Origin of the sequence: Streptomyces sp. NPDC058052, from assembly GCF_042885515.1 — a bacterium.
Taxonomy (GTDB): domain Bacteria; phylum Actinomycetota; class Actinomycetes; order Streptomycetales; family Streptomycetaceae; genus Streptomyces.
This window is the reverse complement of sequence record NZ_JBHVRX010000027.1, coordinates 19,557-34,943: the sequence shown is the minus strand read 5'-3', so window position 1 is coordinate 34,943 and position 15,387 is coordinate 19,557. Positions and strand designations below refer to the sequence as shown.

15 protein-coding genes are annotated in these 15,387 nt (G+C 74.9%); 9 read left to right on the top strand and 6 right to left on the bottom strand.

The window, feature by feature from the left end:
- Positions 1–35: 35 nt before the first annotated feature.
- Both ACFVU3_RS29905 and ACFVU3_RS29900 read left to right on the top strand, forming a co-directional pair.
- The gene (locus ACFVU3_RS29905; RefSeq protein ID WP_390071053.1) at positions 36–194 is read left to right on the top strand and encodes a hypothetical protein; all 159 of its coding nucleotides are present in this window, start codon (positions 36–38) and stop codon (positions 192–194) included.
- Positions 191–754: a universal stress protein gene (locus ACFVU3_RS29900; RefSeq protein WP_390071051.1), complete on the top strand. Its 564-nt coding sequence runs from the start codon at positions 191–193 to the stop codon at positions 752–754. The genes ACFVU3_RS29905 and ACFVU3_RS29900 overlap by 4 nt, the downstream gene beginning before the upstream one ends.
- Here ACFVU3_RS29900 and ACFVU3_RS29895 read toward each other — a convergent pair.
- The gene (locus ACFVU3_RS29895; RefSeq protein ID WP_390071049.1) at positions 739–1,992 is read right to left on the bottom strand and encodes a DUF6777 domain-containing protein; all 1,254 of its coding nucleotides are present in this window, start codon (positions 1,990–1,992) and stop codon (positions 739–741) included. The two genes, ACFVU3_RS29900 and ACFVU3_RS29895, sit on opposite strands and share 16 nt — an antisense overlap.
- A 555-nt stretch (positions 1,993–2,547) precedes the next feature.
- Between ACFVU3_RS29895 and ACFVU3_RS29890 the strand changes: the two genes are divergently transcribed.
- From ACFVU3_RS29890 to ACFVU3_RS29860, 7 genes are all read left to right on the top strand, one after another.
- Entirely contained in the window at positions 2,548–3,930 is a 1,383-nt protein-coding gene (locus tag ACFVU3_RS29890; RefSeq protein ID WP_390071047.1) for an aminotransferase class V-fold PLP-dependent enzyme, read from the top strand.
- The gene (locus ACFVU3_RS29885; protein WP_390071045.1) at positions 3,915–5,246 is read left to right on the top strand and encodes an extracellular solute-binding protein; all 1,332 of its coding nucleotides are present in this window, start codon (positions 3,915–3,917) and stop codon (positions 5,244–5,246) included. The genes ACFVU3_RS29890 and ACFVU3_RS29885 overlap by 16 nt, the downstream gene beginning before the upstream one ends.
- A gap of 2 nt (positions 5,247–5,248) precedes the next feature.
- Positions 5,249–6,352, top strand: coding sequence for a carbohydrate ABC transporter permease (locus tag ACFVU3_RS29880; protein WP_390071043.1), 1,104 nt, complete (start codon positions 5,249–5,251; stop codon positions 6,350–6,352).
- Complete coding sequence (locus tag ACFVU3_RS29875; RefSeq protein ID WP_390071042.1) at positions 6,349–7,308, top strand: carbohydrate ABC transporter permease; 960 nt, start codon at positions 6,349–6,351, stop codon at positions 7,306–7,308. The genes ACFVU3_RS29880 and ACFVU3_RS29875 overlap by 4 nt, the downstream gene beginning before the upstream one ends.
- Positions 7,309–7,313: 5 nt before the next feature.
- Positions 7,314–9,236 carry a glycoside hydrolase family 36 protein gene (locus tag ACFVU3_RS29870; protein ID WP_390071041.1) on the top strand — a complete coding sequence of 641 codons (1,923 nt, stop codon included), beginning with the start codon at positions 7,314–7,316 and terminating at the stop codon, positions 9,234–9,236.
- A 60-nt stretch (positions 9,237–9,296) separates the two neighbouring features.
- A complete protein-coding gene (locus tag ACFVU3_RS29865) occupies positions 9,297–10,325 on the top strand; it encodes a LacI family DNA-binding transcriptional regulator (RefSeq protein WP_390071040.1) in 1,029 nt (342 codons plus the stop codon).
- 194 nt (positions 10,326–10,519) lie between these two features.
- Positions 10,520–11,335, top strand: a complete 816-nt coding sequence (locus ACFVU3_RS29860) for a hypothetical protein (protein WP_390071038.1) — start codon at positions 10,520–10,522, stop codon at positions 11,333–11,335.
- Positions 11,336–11,409: 74 nt separating this feature from the next.
- Here ACFVU3_RS29860 and ehuA read toward each other — a convergent pair whose 3' ends face one another.
- From ehuA to thpD, 5 genes are read right to left on the bottom strand one after another with little or no spacing between them, the layout of a single operon-like run.
- Positions 11,410–12,219: an ectoine/hydroxyectoine ABC transporter ATP-binding protein EhuA gene (gene ehuA, locus ACFVU3_RS29855; RefSeq protein ID WP_390071036.1), complete on the bottom strand. Its 810-nt coding sequence runs from the start codon at positions 12,217–12,219 to the stop codon at positions 11,410–11,412.
- Complete coding sequence (gene ehuD, locus ACFVU3_RS29850) at positions 12,209–12,844, bottom strand: ectoine/hydroxyectoine ABC transporter permease subunit EhuD (protein WP_390071034.1); 636 nt, start codon at positions 12,842–12,844, stop codon at positions 12,209–12,211. The genes ehuA and ehuD overlap by 11 nt, the downstream gene beginning before the upstream one ends.
- Complete coding sequence (ehuC, locus tag ACFVU3_RS29845; protein WP_390071032.1) at positions 12,844–13,536, bottom strand: ectoine/hydroxyectoine ABC transporter permease subunit EhuC; 693 nt, start codon at positions 13,534–13,536, stop codon at positions 12,844–12,846. Before ehuC ends, ehuD begins: the two co-directional genes overlap by 1 nt.
- Entirely contained in the window at positions 13,533–14,444 is a 912-nt protein-coding gene (gene ehuB / locus ACFVU3_RS29840; RefSeq protein ID WP_390071030.1) for an ectoine/hydroxyectoine ABC transporter substrate-binding protein EhuB, read from the bottom strand. The genes ehuC and ehuB overlap by 4 nt, the downstream gene beginning before the upstream one ends.
- Positions 14,445–14,477: 33 nt before the next feature.
- Complete coding sequence (gene thpD, locus ACFVU3_RS29835) at positions 14,478–15,377, bottom strand: ectoine hydroxylase (protein WP_390071028.1); 900 nt, start codon at positions 15,375–15,377, stop codon at positions 14,478–14,480.
- Positions 15,378–15,387: the final 10 nt, after the last annotated feature.

Below are 15,387 nucleotides of genomic sequence, written 5' to 3'. Positions count from 1 at the left end.
CCTCGCCGACGAACCGGACCGAGAGGAGCACGACGATGACCACGCACTTCACCGACCGTGACGAGCGTCTGTGGCAGCGGAACGCCGAGGAGCCGGCCGCCCGGCCCCTGCCATGGGGCACCTGGCTGCGCACCCTGCGTGCCACGCTCCGCACCCACCGGCCCGCCTCCCGGACGACGGAGGGCGCCACGTGACCGGCGACGGCCCGCCGGGGCGTCTCGTCGTGGGGGTCGGCGGCTCCCTCGCCTCCCTCGCCGCCCTCCGGTACGCGGCCGCCGTCGCCGGCCGCACCGGGGCGTCCCTGCTCGCCGTCCTGGCCTGGGAGCCGCCCGAGGGCGAGACGCTGCACCGGCGCAACCCGGACCCGGAGTGGATCCGGCTCTGGGCGGAGGACGCCCGGCGACGGCTCACCGCCGCGTTCGACGAGGGCCTCGGCGGCGTCCCGGACGGGCTCGCCGTCGAGCGCCGGACGGTCCGCGACACCCCCGTGCGGGCGCTCCTCGGGGCCGCGGACCGCCCCGGCGACCTGCTGGTCCTCGGCGGCGCTCCCCGGACCGGCCGGTGGGCCCGGCCGCGCCGCGCACCGGTGCGCCGGGCGGTCCTGGAGCGGGCGGACCGTCCGGTCGTCCTGGTGCCGGGGCCGGCGCTGCGGCGCGGCGAGGCCCGGCTGCTGCGCCGGACGGCGCGGACGCCCGTACCGGACGGGGCGGGTACGGGCGTCCGCGGGGAGCGGGGGCCTCAGGCGACCGGCTGACGCGCGGGGCCGGGTGCCGGGGGAGAGAACGAGCCGGAGCCGGATCCGGAGGGGCTGAGCGGCGACAGGCCGGACGACGAACCGGCCGACGCGGAACGTCCGTCCGTCCCGTCGGTGGTCGCGTCCGCCGCGCCGCCCGTCGTCGTGTCCGTGGCGCCGTCGGTGGTGGTGTCCGCCCCGCCGGTCGTGGTGCCGGGGCTGTCCGGCGGCGCGTCCGGCGGCGAGTCGGAGGGGGAGTCCGACGGCGAGTCCGGCGGGGTCTCGGTGGACGGCGTCGGCGTGTCCGTCGACGGGCTCGGCGTGGGCGTCGTCGCGGTCGGCGAGAGCGTGGACGGGCACGGGGAGGGCGTCACGCCGTCGCGCGGTGCCGGCGTCTCGTCGCCGGTCACCGTCACGCACGGCACCGGCGAGGTCGGCGACACCGACGGGGACGAGGTCGACGGCGAGGGGGACGTGGTGGTCGGCGTGGGCCGGGGCGGCGGCGGGGCCGGCTTGTCGTGCCGCCCGGTGTCGCCGTGCCGGCGGGCGAACCAGGCGTCGTCCTCGGGGTCGTAGACGACGAACACGTTCACCACCGTCACGGACGGGGCCACCACCACGACCTGGGAGGCGTTGTAGCCCGGCCAGGGGGTGCCGGTGGTCCTCGGCTTCTCCTGGGCCACCGGCTCGGTCAGCGGATTGCCGCAGGCGCACCGCACGCGGGGCACGCCCCGGCCGTCGACGAGGACGGCGGTGCCCGTCTGGAGGACCGCCTGGTACGAGGTGGCGGCGCCGTCCTTGTACCCGTGGTTGGTCACCCGGGTGTCCACCCGGAGCTGGAGCGGCGTCAGGGAGCGGAGGTAGCCCGGGACGGCGTCCGCGTCCAGGCCGAGGACCTCGGCGAAGGCGGCGTTCTTGGCGGGTTCGGCGGCCAGGAAACGGACCTGCTGCTCGACGTCGCAGCTCGCCGTCGCGCGCGTGCCGCCGTACAGACCCGGCGTGGAACCCGAGACCTGTGGCGTGGCGGTCTCCGCCGTACCGGTCCGGGGCGGCAGCGAGGCCGCCCCGGAGGAGCTGTCCGTGCGGGCGGTGGAGGCGGTGAACGGGTCGGGGCCGGAGGCGGAGGTGTTCTGGAGGAAGACCTCTCCGCTGCCGCCGGATCCGGCGGTGTCGCCCTGGTCGTCCGAGCGGCCGATCAGCACCACGGTGAGCGCGGCGGCCGCGACGACGACGGCGGTGAGGGAGGCGACCTTCGGCACGGAACGCCACCACGGCGTCCCGCCGGGCCTGCCGCCGCCGGGACCGCCCCCCGCACCACCGCCCGCGTCGCCTCCGCCGCCTCCGCTGCCGCCTCCGCCGCCTCCGCCGCCTCCGCCGGAGCCGTCGTGCGGCGGGGTGGTGGGCGGTCCGGAGACCCCGGGGCGCGTGGCCGCGCCGGAGAGCGGACCCGAGGGCGGGCCCGTCGGGGGACCGGAGGGAGGAACCGACGGAGGGCCGGACGGCGGCGGGTGGGACGTCACGTTTTTCCCTTTCTTCCGTTCGGCGCCATTCTGAGCGCCGCGCGGAAGCCCCGCACCCGCACGGCGGGCCCCGGTGGCGGGCCCCGCGGCGGGCCCGGTCGCGGAAGCTCCCCCGTACCGGCTCTGTCCGACCTCTTGTCGGAGAGCCTCCGTCTCTCTAATGTGAACCTTCAAATTCCGGGAACTCCATGCTCCTAGCTTCGCGAGGCTCATATTTTGAACGATCAAATTCGAGAGTCGGATGCGGGTCCCACCCGTGCGGCTCCCGGTGAGGCGCCCGCCCCCGGTCCGGCGGTGGGCTACCTCGACCACGCGAGGGTCGGCCCGCTCTCTCCCGGGGCGGCCGCCGCGCTCGCCGGCGCGGCCGCCCTCGCGGGCCGCCCCGACCTCGACCGCCTCTTCGCCCTCAGCGACGCCGCCCGCGCCTCCGCGGCCCGGCTCCTCGGCGCGCGGCCCCACGAGATCGCGCTGGCCCCCTCGACCAGCAACGGACTCTTCACCGCGGCCGCGGCCCTGCGCGGCCCCGGCACCGTGCTCGTGCCACGGGACGAGTTCCCCGCCAACGTCTACCCCTGGCTCCGCTTCGCCGGGCGCGGCGGCCCCGACGTCCGCCTCGTCGACCCGGACGGACGGCGGCACATCACCCCCGGCCTCCTCCGCCGCCACCTCACCCCCGACGTCACCGCGCTCACCGTCAGCGCCGTCGACTCCCTCACCGGACACGTGGCCCCGCTCGCCGCCCTCAAGGAACTCCTCGGGCCGGACCGGCTGCTGATCGTCGACGCGATCCAGGGGCTCGGCGCCGTCCCCCTGGAGACGGACGCCGCCGACATCCTCGTCAGCGGCGGCCAGAAATGGCTCCGCGCCGGCTGGGGAGCCGCGCTCCTGCTGATCCGCGACCGGTGCGCCGGACACCTCGGCCCCGGGATCGGCGGCTGGGCCGGAGTCACCGAGCCCTTCGCCCCGAGCCACCCGGCGCCGCCGCTGCCCGGCGCCGCCGCGCACCTCGCCACCAACCCGGACCTCCCGGCCGCCGCCGCCCTCGGCGCGGCCCTCGACGGCCTCCTCGACCAGGGCGGTCCGGCCGCCGTGGGCGCCCGGGTCCGGGCCACCCTCGCCGAGCTGCTCGACCGGGCGAAGCGGGCGGGCGCCGAGGTGCTTCTGGACGGCCTCGGGGAGCGGGAGCGGGCCGGCATCGGCACCTTCCGGCTCCCCGGCCAGGACCCCGCCGCCGTCCACCGGGCCCTCGCGGCGGCCGGCGTGACCACCACGCGCCGCGGCGAGTGGATCCGCCTCTCGCCCCACGCCTCCACCCCGGCCGCCGCGACGGACCTGTTCACCGAGGCGCTGCGCCCGCTCGTCCGCCCGCCGCGCCCGCACGGGAGGACCGGCGCCGGCACCACCGCGCGCGCCGACGCCGGCCCGAGCGGTACCGCGGCCGCCCACGCCGGCACCGGCACACCCGCGACCACCGGCACCGGCCCGCACGCCCCCGCCGACGCCGGCCCGAGCGGTACCGCGGCCGCCCACCCCGGCGCCGGCACACCCCCGGCCCCCGGCACCGGCCCGCACGCCCCCGCCGGCACCCCGCACGGCACCAGCTCCCACAGCACCTCAGCAGGCACGTCAAGCACCGCCACCCCTCGTACCCAGGAGCCGACATGTCCCACCACCTGAGCCGCCGCCAGATGCTCCACCTCGCCACCGCCTCCGCCGCCGCGTTCGGGCTGTCCGCCTGCGGCGGCGGATCGGGCGGCGGTGCCGAGGGCGCCGACGGCGACAGCGGGCCGATCACCGTCTGGAGCTGGACCACCGCGGCGGAGGCGCTGCGCGGGGTCGTCCCCTCCTTCGAGAGAGACAACCCCGGGATCGAGGTCGACGTCCAGGACCTCGGCAACCCCGCCATCTGGGACAAGATCACCGTCGGCCTCGCCTCGGGCGGCAAGGGCCTCGCCGACGTCCTCCACATAGGCGTCGACTACCTGCCCGGCTACATGGAGAAGTTCCCCCAGGGCCTCGCCGACCTGTCCCGGCTGGGCGCGGACAGGCACGAGGGCGCCTTCGCCGAGGGCCTGTGGCCGACCGTCCAGGGCGAGGACGGCACCGTCCGCGCCCTTCCCTGGGAGGTCAACCCCCTCGGTCTGTTCTACCGCCACGACTACTTCGAGAAGGCGGACGTCGACCCCGCCTCCCTCACCAGCTGGGACGACCTGATCGCGGCCGGACCGAAGGTGCGCGCCGCCACCGGCGCGCAGCTGCTCGGGATCGACAAGCCCGGCACCACCCAGGACATGGACTTCTTCCAGAACCTGATGCAGCTCCAGGGCGCCTTCTACTTCGACCGCGAGGGGAGGGTCACCCTCGCCTCCGAGGAGGCGATCCAGGCCCTCACCGTCATCAAGCGGCTCGACGACGCCGGGCTCCTCGCCGACACCGCGGGCCAGGGCACCTGGAAGCGCCTCGTCGGCCAGGGGAAGCTCGCGACCGCCCCGTACCCGGCCTGGGCGATCGAGTACCTGGCCACCAAGTTCCCCGCCCAGAGCGGCAAGTGGCGCGTCATGCGGCCGCCCGCCGCCGTCCCGGGCGGAGGACGCAGCGCCATCGTCAACTCCACGTACCTCACCGTCTCCGCCACCAGCAAGCGCCGCAAGGCCGCCTGGCGCTTCGTCGAGTACGCGCTCACCAAGCCCGCCGAGATCAACCGGATGTTCGCCTCCGGCGGCGTCTTCCCCGCCCTCAAGTCGGCCTACTCCGAACCGAAGTTCAGCGCTCCCCACCCCTACTACGGCGGTCAGCGGGTGCTGCGCTCCTTCGTGGACTCCCTCGGGGCCGGCGCGGACGCGACCAACTTCACCGGCGACTACAGCCGCGCCTTGAAGCTCGCGAGCGACGCCCAGAGCCAGGTCCTGGTGAAGGGCGCCGACCCGGCCGAGGCGCTGAAGACCGCGGCGAAGCAGCTCGCCCAGCAGACCGGCCGGCAGCAGGCGGTCTGACCATGGCCCTCGCCCCGCCCGGACACACCCCCGGACACACCCCCGAACCCGCCGCCGACAAGACCCCCGAACCCGCCGCCGAAACGACCCCCGGACCCGGCTCCCGCGTCGGAGCCGAGCCCGGACCGGCGGTCTCCGCCGCCGGCGCCGGCGCCGGCGCCCGAGCGCGCCGCGCCCGGTCCGCCCGGTCCGCCCGGTCCGCCCGGTCCGCCCGGTCCGCCCGGTCCGCCCGGCCCGGCCGGCGCGGGCTGCTGAACCGTTCCTCGTTCCCGTACCTGCTGATCATGCCCGCGGTCCTGGGCTTCGCCGTCTTCAAGGCGTACCCCATCGCCGCCTCGTTCTGGATCAGCCTCACCACCGGCAGCGGCGACGCCGGACAGTTCGCCGGACTCGCCAACTACCGCCGGCTGCTGGGCGATCCGCTCTTCTGGACCGCGCTGGAGAACACCGCGCTCATCCTGGTCGTCCAGGTGCCGCTGATGCTCGGTCTCGCGCTGCTCGTCGCCCTCGGCCTCAACTCCACCCAGGTGTGGCTGCGTCCGCTCTGGCGGCTCGGCGTCTTCGTGCCGTCCCTGACCGGACTGGTCGCCGCCGGCGTGATGTTCTCCGTCATCCTCAACCGCGACGCGGGACTCCTGAACTGGGTCCTCTCCCTCGTCGGCGTCGACCCGGTGAACTGGCTCGGCAGCCCGTTCTGGGCCCGGGTCGGCGTGGTCCTCGTCATCACCTGGCACTACACCGGCTACAACGCGGTGATGTACCTCGCCGGGCTCCAGGGCATCCCGAAGGAGCTGTACGAGGCCGCCATGGTCGACGGCGCGGGGCCGGTCCGCCGCTTCTTCGCCATCACGCTGCCCCAGCTGCGGCCGATCCTCCTCCTCACCGTGGTGCTCTCCACCATCGGCACCCTCCAGCTCTTCGACGAGCCGTACGTCCTCACCGGCGGCGGCCCCGACAACTCCACCCTCACGGTCACCATGTACCTCTACAACAACGGCTTCAAGTACTTCGACTTCGGGTACGCCTCCGCCCTCGCCTACGCGCTGGCGCTGATCGTCTCCGTGCTCGGCATCCTCCAGGTCCGCCTGATGGGAGAACGCCGATGACGACCGGAGCACCCATCGAGACGGGAGCGCCCAGCGAGACCGGAGCGCCGGCGAAGTCCGGAGCACCGGCGACCACCGGAGCACCGGGGAAGTCCCGTGGGCCGGGGAAGTCCCGGGCGCGGAGGAGGACCCCGGCCCCGGCACGGGCCCGCGGCCCGCTGCTCACCCTGGCGCTGGCGGGGGCCTTCGGGCTCTGCGTCGGCCCCTTCTACTGGCTCGCGATGGCCGCCACGCAGGAGGACAAGGACGTGTTCTCCTGGCCGCCGAAGCTGCTGCCCGGCGGACACCTGATGGAGAACCTCCAGGGGCTCCAGGAGTCGATCGGTCTCACCCGGGTCCTCGTCAACACCGTCGTGGTGGCGGGCGTCCAGACCGTGGGGGCGGTCGTCGTCTCGGTCCTGGCCGGCTACGCCTTCGCCAAGTTCGACTTCCGGGGACGGAACCTGTTCTTCGTCCTGCTGCTCAGCACCCTGGTCATTCCCGACACCGTGATGCTCATCCCGATCTTCCAGATGATGATGGAGCTGGGGCTGATCGACACGTACCAGTCCATCGTCCTGCCCGGTCTCGTCACCCCGTTCGGCATCTTCCTGATGCGGCAGGCCCTGCGGTCCATGCCCGACGAACTCCTGGACGCGGCCCGCGTCGACGGCGCCGGCGAACTGCGGGTGCTGTGGCGGATCGTCCTCCCCGTCAACCGGCCGATCATCGCCGCCCTCGCGCTCTTCGTCTTCCTCGGCGGCTGGAACCAGTTCGTCTGGCCGCTGATCGCGCTGCGCAGTCCGGAGATGTACACGCTCCCCGTGGCCACGGCCACCCTCCAGGGCCTGTCGACCACCAACTACGCGCAGGTGCTGCTGGCCAGCGCCATCGCCGCCCTCCCCGTGATGGCCCTCTTCCTCGTCCTGCAACGCCAGTTCATCTCCGGCCTCCTGGCCGGGGCGACCAAGGAGTGACCCCCGTGACCCCCGCACCGGACACCACCGGACCGAGCACCGCCACCCCGGCCGCCGACACCACCGACGCGACGAACACCCCGGAGGAGGCGAACACCGCCACCCCCGAACAGCAGCCCGTCCCCGTCTGGCGCCCGAACGGCTCGGCCGACGCGGAGGCGGGTCCCGCCGTCCACCGCAGGCTCCCCACCGGCCTCCTCCACGCCGGCGGGGCCCCGCTCACCGTCCATCTCACCGGCCTGGGCGGCGAGCGGTGGGAGCCGTCCGCCGCCCTGGTCGCCGACGGCGTGGCCCTGGTCGAGGTCACGGCGGCGGAGCGGGTCACCGTCCGTGCCGAATGGCGGATCCCCTGCGCCGGGGCCACCGCCTACTGGACCCCGGACACCGACGCCTCCCGCTGGCTGCCGCCGTCCTGGACCGCTCCCCGGACCGTGTCGCTGGCCCTCGGCGCGCCGGTCGCCAGCCTCGTCGGCACCGGCGACCGGGCCCTGTGCACCGCCGCGGCCGGCGAGACGGCCGCTCCGGTGCGCGTCGGCGCCGGAGTGGTCGAGGAGAGCGGCGAGTTCGCGTTCACCGTCGAGCAGGAACTGACCCCGGACGGGCCGCCGCTCCGCGTCCGGATCGACCTGAGCGGCCGGCACTTCGCGGCCACCCTGCGGTCCGTCACCGACTGGTGGGCCGAGGGCACCGGCCACCCCGGCGTCGCCGCCGCCGCCCGGATGCCCGCCTACTCCACCTGGTACAGCCTCCACCAGAACGTCGACGCCGCCGCCGTCGAACGCCAGGCGGCCCTGGCCGCGGCCGTCGGCTGCGAGAGCGTCATCGTCGACGACGGCTGGCAGACCTCCGACCGTACGCGCGGCTACGGGCACTGCGGCGACTGGGAGCCGAACCCGGCGGCCTTCCCCGACCCCGCCGCCCACGTCGCCGAGGTCCACCGCCTCGGTCTCGCCTACCTCCTCTGGTACGCGCTGCCGTTCATCGGCCGTCACAACGACGCCTGGGACCGTTTCAAGGGCCTGATCCTCCGCGAGGAACCCCGGCTCGACGCGGCCGTGCTCGACCCCCGGCACCCGGAGGTCCGGGCGTACCTGACCGACAGGATCGCCCGCGCCGTCGAGGAGTGGGGCATGGACGGGGTGAAGCTCGACTTCCTCGACCGCTTCGCCGTCGCGGACCCGCCGCCCGCCCCGGCCGGCGCCGACCACGCCACGGTCCACGAGGGCCTGCGCCGGCTGGTCGCCGACCTGGACGCCCGTCTGCGCCGCACCCGGCCCGACGTCATCGTCGAGCACCGCCAGCCGTACGTCGGCCCGGGCCTCTGGCCGTACGCCACCATGGTCCGCGCCACCGACTGCCCGCTCAGCCCCGCCGAGAACCGCCAGCGCACCGTCGACTGCCGGCTCACCGCGGGTCCGCTCGCCGTCCACGCCGACATGATCATGTGGCACCCCGCCGAGACGCCCGAGGCGGTCGCCGTCCACCTCGTCAACGCCTTGTTCTCGGTCCCGCAGATCTCCGTCGACCTCGGCGCCCAGACCCCGGACCAGCTCGCCACCCTGCGCTTCTGGCTCGGGATCTTCCGCCGCCACGCCGGCGTCCTCCAGCTCGGCTCCCTGGAACCCGCCCGCCCCGACCTCGGCTACCCCCTGGTCACCGCCGCCGACGGGAGCACCACCGTCGTCGCCCGGTACGCGCCGCTGCCCGTCGCCCTCCCCGAGCGGGACGGCCCCGGGACGGTGCTCGTCGCCAACGCGGACGGCGACCCCGTGGTCCTCCTCGTCGCCGGCCGGCCGGAACGGGCCCTCGCGCTCGTCCAGGACTGCCGTGGTGAGATCCTGTCCGAGACCGTGCTCGACCTCGTCGCCGGGGTGAACCCGGTGACCGTGCCGACCGGCGGACTGCTCACCCTGACCCGCGAGGACTGAACGGCGGCGGTCGGCGGGGGCGGCCGTCCGCCCCCGCCGACCACCGCCCACAGAGGAACGATGACCGCTCGACAGGTGACCATCGAGGACGTCGCCCGCACGGCCGGGGTGTCCCGCCAGACCGTCTCGAACGCCCTCAACGCGCCCCAGCGGCTGCGGGCGAGCACGCTCGCCCGGGTCACCGCCGCCATCGAGGAGCTCGGCTACCGGCCCGACCAGTCCGCCCGCAGCCTGCGCACCGGCACCCGCAAGGTCATCGGCTATCCCGCCCCCGCCGACAACCCCGTCGACCCCAACCCCCTGATGGGCGGCTTCCTCCAGGCGCTCGTCAGCGCCGCCGACGCCGTCGGCCACCGCGTCCTGCTCTTCCGCTGCGACCCCGACCAGGGGGCCTCGGCGGTCGCCAGGTCCTTCCACGGGCTCATCGCCGCCCGCCAGGTCGACGGCTTCGTCCTCTCCGACGTCGTCCACGACGACTCCCGCGTCGACGTGCTCGCCGAGGCCGGCTTCCCCTTCGTCGCCTTCGGCCGCACGGCCTCCGGCCGCCCGCAGACCTGGGTGGACATCGACTCCGCGGAGGCCACCGCCGAACTGGTCCGCCTCCTGCTCGCCCAGGGCCACCGCCGGATCTGTTACGTCAACTCGGCCGCGTCCCTGCCCTGGCTCGCCGACCGCAGGGCCGGCCTCCTCCAGGCCGCGGCGGACGCCCCCGGCGGAGCCTTCGAGGTCGGCGTCCCCGACGACGACCCGGCCGCGCTCTCCCAGGCGCTCCAGCGCCTGCTGACCGGACCCGACCGTCCGACCGCCCTCGTCTGCGCGAGCGACTGGCTCGCCCTGACCGCCTACCAGGCCGTCCGGGCGGCGGGCCTCACCGTCGGCACCGACGTCGCCGTCACCGGCTTCAACGACGTGCCGCTGTGCACCCTGCTCCAGCCGTCCCTCACCAGCGTGCGCCTCCCGCTCGCCCGCATCGCCCACGCGCTCGTGGACCGGCTGATCACCGTGGTCGAGGGCACCGCGCCCGCACCGGCCTCCGGCCTCCTGCTGCCGGCGGAGCCGGTCGTGCGCGACAGCACTCCGGTCCGGTAGACACGGCCGTCCCCCGGCAGGAAGCGGCCCGCGCACGTCCCCCGGAACCCGCCCGTCTTGCCGGGGACCGGAAGACGTGAGGGCGTCAGCCTGCTGGTGAGGCACCTGTGGCGCGCCACCCGCCCCATGGCTCAATCGCTGTGCCCCGGGGGAGCGGAGAGAGGTCCCGGGCAGGGCAGGGGGAGGCGACGCCGATGCGGAACAGCGCGATCACGGACACGGACGGCACCGGAGGCACGACGGCGGGGGAGCCCGACCGGAGGGCCGCCCGGGGACAGCGGGCGTGGGCAGTCCTCTGCGCGCTGCTCGGCCTGCTGTCGCTGGGCGGCGCCGTCGGACTCGGCGCGACCCTGCCCGACCGGATCGACACCGAGCGCGCCTACCTCGGCGCCGTTCCCTGCGGCACCGCGGGGGAGCCGGACGCCGGGGCGGACTGCCTGCGCACGCTGCGGGGCACCGTGGAGTCCGCCGAGGAGGTGCGCAGGGGGAAGACCCGCGTCGTCCGCGTCCGGCTGCGCGCGCCGGCGCCCGCGCCGCTGGACACGCCGCTGGACCTGAGCACGACGAGCGACCTGGCGCGGGCGCTGGATCCCGGGGACGAGCTGGAGGTCACCGTCTGGCGCGATGTCCGGGTCTCCGTCCACCACGGCGGTCTCGGCGACGACGCCGACGCGCTGCCGGACGGCGAGGTGGGGCCGGTCGCGGGGCTCGTCGCGGCCTGCGCCTGGCTGGCGGCGGTGGCGTTCACCGGCGCGTACGGCGGCGAACGGCGGGCCCGCCGCATGGCGCGGGGCAGGTTCCACCGGCCCCGCGTGGGTTTCGGACCGGCGAGGACCGCGGGCGTCCTGGCCGTGCCGTTCCTCATCGGCGTCGTCGTCGGCAGGATCTGGGAGGGCTGGACGACCGTCCTGGTCACGGCGGGCGTCTCCACGCTGGTCGCCGTGCAGGCCACGGTCTTCGCCCTCCACGCCGACCGGCCGCCGGCCCCGCCCGCGGGACCCGTCACCTGATCGACGGGCCGCCGGCCCCGCCCGCGGGATCCGTCACCTGATCGACGGGCCGCCGGCCCGGCCCGCGGGACCCGTCACCTGATCGACCTCAGGAAGGTCCGTGTCCGCTCGTGTCCCGGTGCGTCGAGGAGTTCTTCCGGCGGGCCGGACTCCAGGACGCGGCCCCCGTCGAACATCAGGATCCGGTCGGAGACGTCCCTCGCGAAGCCCATCTCGTGGGTGACGCAGAGCATCGTGATGTCGGTCCCGGCGGCGACGTCGCGGAGCACGTCCAGGACCTCCGCGACCAGCTCGGGGTCGAGCGCGGAGGTGACCTCGTCCAGGAGGAGGAGGTCGGGCCGCATGGCGAGGGCCCGCGCGATGGCGACGCGCTGCTGCTGGCCGCCGGAGAGCCGGGTCGGGTGGGCGTCCTCCATCCCGTCGAGGCCGACGAGGCCGAGCAGGTCCCGGGCGCGGGCGGCGGCCTCGTCCCCGTCGAGGCCCAGGACGTGCCGGGGCGCCTCCGTGACGTTCGCGAGGACGCTCATGTGCGGGAACAGGTTGAACTGCTGGAACACCATCCCGATGCGCCGGCGGCGCGGGGCCAGATAGCGCTCGTCCGCCGGCACCAGCGACCCCCCGCGGCCGGACGGCATGTGCGAGAACGGCTCCCCGTCGAGGTGGACGACGCCGTCCGTGACCCGCTCCAGGGTCATCAGGAGCCGCAGGATGGTGGTCTTCCCGGACCCGCTGGGACCGATCAGCGTCACGCGTTCGCCCGGCGCGACCGCGAGGTCGAGGCCGTCGAGGACCGTGAGGTCACCGAACCGTTTCGTCACCCCGGCGAACCGGACCTTCTCGGGGGCCCGTGCGGACACGGCCCCGGCGCTGGTCTCAGTGGGCAAGGCGGGCCTCCAGGCGTCGGACGAGCAGGGACGTCGGCCAGCTCGCCAGCAGGAAGACGGCGGCGGCCAGGGTGAAGCTCTCCAGATAGGCGAAGTGGGTGCTGCCGAAGGTGCTCGCCTCGCGGACCATCTCGTCCACCGTGATGACCGAGAGGAAGGGCGTCTCCTTGAACATCGAGATCGCGTAGTTGCCGAGGGACGGCAGCACCTTCCGCACGGCCTGCGGCAGGATCACCGCCCGCCACACCCGCCGGCGCGGCAGGGACAGCGCCGTGCACGCCTCCCACTGCCCCTTCGGCACGGCGTCGATGCCGGCGCGGTACACCTCGGACAGGTACGTGGCGTAGTGCAGGCCCAGGACCAGGACGCCGAGCGTGAGCGCGTCCAGCCCCGGCACCAGCACCCAGGCGGCGAACAGCTGCACCATCACCGGCGTCGACCGCACGAACGAGGCCAGCGCGCCCGCCGGCACGGCGATCCACCGCACGCCGGAGCGCTGGAGCAGGGCGACGCCGAGGCCGGCGACGGCCGCGACCGCGAACCCGAGCACGGTGGCGAGCAGGGTGACCCCGAAGCCGGACAGCACCACCGGCAGCGCGGCCCGCGCCGCGTCCATGTCCCACATCACGCCCCACCGCCCACGACGCCGAGCCGCGCCTTCGCCCGGCGCTCCAGCGCGTTCATCCCCGCGCCGAGGAGCGCGGCGACGCAGAAGTACAGCAGGAGCAGCAGCAGATAGGCGGCGGCCGTGCCGCCGGTCGCCGCGCGCAGCTGGTCGATCCGGAAGGTGAGATCGGCGACCGTGACCAGCGACAGCAGCGGCGTCGCCTTGAGCAGCTGGATCAGCAGGTTCTTGAACGGCGGGATCATCAGGGCGTACGCCTGCGGCAGCAGGATCCGCCGCAGGCGGAGCCCCGGTCCCATGCCCAGCGCGATCGCGGCCTCCGTCTGGGCGGCCGGCACGGCGGCGACGGAGCCCCGCACCACCTCCGCCCCGTACGCCCCGTAGTTGAGACCGAAGGCGAGCACCCCGCACGCCATCGGCTCCAGCCGGAAGCCGAGCATCGGCAGCGCGAAGAAGAGCCAGAACAGCTGCACGTACAGCGACGTGCCGCGCAGGAACTCGACGACGACGCGGGCCCCGCCGCGCACCACCGGGGCGCGCGAGCGGGAGGCCAGGCCCAGGGCGAAGGCGACGAGCAGCGCGAGGGCCGCGCCGAGCACGGTGGCCTCCAGGGTCACCAGGAGCCCTTCGCCGATCGACGGAAGGGCCCGGCCCAGCTCGGAGAGGAACATGGCCGTACCGCCGTCCGTCATGCCGCGCACAGACTCGCGGTGCGCAGGGTGCGCGGCGGCACCTCGCGCTCGGTGAAGCCGTACTTCCCGATCAGGCGGACGAACCGGGCCGGGTCGCCGGTGATCCGCGCGAGCTCGTCGTCGAACGCCTTCCGCAGGGAGTCGGCGCCCTTGCGGAAGACGGCGCCGCCGGGGCTGTACTGGCTCACCCCGTCGATCACGGGCACGAACGGCTCCAGCACCTGCACCGCCGCGTCCGCGTTGGTGCGGGCGAGCCAGCGCAACGAGATGCCGGTGAGGGCGAAGGCGTCGATCCGGCCGGCGAGCAGGGCGTCGAGGCCGTCCTGCTGTTTGCCCACCTGCAGGACGGCATCCTCCGGGACGCCCGCGGCCTTGGCGTACGAGGCTTCCACGGCGGCCGTCAGGACGCCGACGCGGACCTGCTTCCCCGCGCACGAGGCGAGGTCGCTCAGGCCCTCCGGGTTCCCCTTGCGGACCATGAGCGCGGTGGGGGAGACGAACTCGGGCTCGGAGAAGGCGACTTTGCCGCAGCGTTCGGGTGTGATCGCCATGCCGGCGCTCACCACGTCGAAGCGCCCGGCGAGCAGCCCGGGGATGAGGGCGCCGAACTCGGTGAGCGTGGGCTTGAGTTCGGGTATGCCGAGGGCGGTGAAGATCTCGCGGTGCAGGGTGGGTGCCTCCCCGGCGAGCGCGTCCCCGTCCTGGAAGCCGTAGGGGGCCTCGCCGGCGAAGCCCACCCGGACGTGGCCCTGCTTCCGCAGCTTCTCCAGCAGGTCCGCGTCACCCGCGGGAGCGCCGGTGCCCGCCTCCGTCCGGCTGCACGCGGAGAGGAGCCCGGGCACGGCGAGGGCGCCGCCGAGGAGGGCGCCCCGGGTGAGGAGGTGTCTGCGGGAGAGGTGCGTGGTCATGTGCGTCCTTTCGCAGGGGGAGCGGGGCGGGGGTCAGCCGAGCGGGGTGGTGTCCCGGGCGGCGATGAAGGAGGGGCGGCGGACGGGCGCGGCGAACGGCAGCTCGGGAGCGTTCTCCACGCTGTTGAAGACGAGGAAGACGTTGCTGCGGGGGAAGGGGGTGATGTTGTCGCCGGATCCGTGCAGGGCGTTGCAGTCGAACCAGACGGCGGAGCCGGCCTCGCCGGTGAAGTGCTCGATCCCGCACGCCTCGGCGAAGGTGGTGAGCGCCTTGGGCGAGGGGGTGCCGGCGTCCTGCATCCGCAGGGACTGCTTGTAGTTGTCCTTCGGGGTCTCGCCGGAGCAGCCGAGGAAGGTGCGGTGCGAGCCCGGCATGATCATGAGGCTGCCGTTGGTGGTGAAGTTCGGGGTCAGCGCGATCGACACCGACACGGCCCGCATCAGGGGCAGTCCGTCCTCGGCGTGCCAGGTCTCGAAGTCGGAGTGCCAGTAGAAGCCGCTGGCGCCGAAGCCGGGCTTGACGTTGATCCGGGACTGGTGGACGTAGACGTCGGAGCCGAGGATCTGCCGGGCGCGGTCCACGAGCCGCGGGTCGGCGGCGAGGCGGGCGAACACCTCGCTGATCCGGTGTACTTCGAAGACGGAGCGGATCTCCTGCGAGCGCGGTTCGACGATCGACCGCTCGTCCTCGCGGATCCGGGGGTCGCTGACGAGGCGGTCGAGCTCGGCGCGGAGTTCGGCCACCTCGCCGGGGGTGACCAGGGCGTCGACGGCGAAGAAGCCGTTGCGCTCGTACTCCTCCAGCTCGCGCGGCCAGAAGGGGCCGGGCGTGCCGGGTTCCGACCAGACGACGGGCTCCTTGCGGTAGACGAGGGCCTCTTCGGCGCCGCGGGTGGGGTACGGGTCGACGGGGCGGGCGGGAGCGGTGGTCATCGTGGTGCCG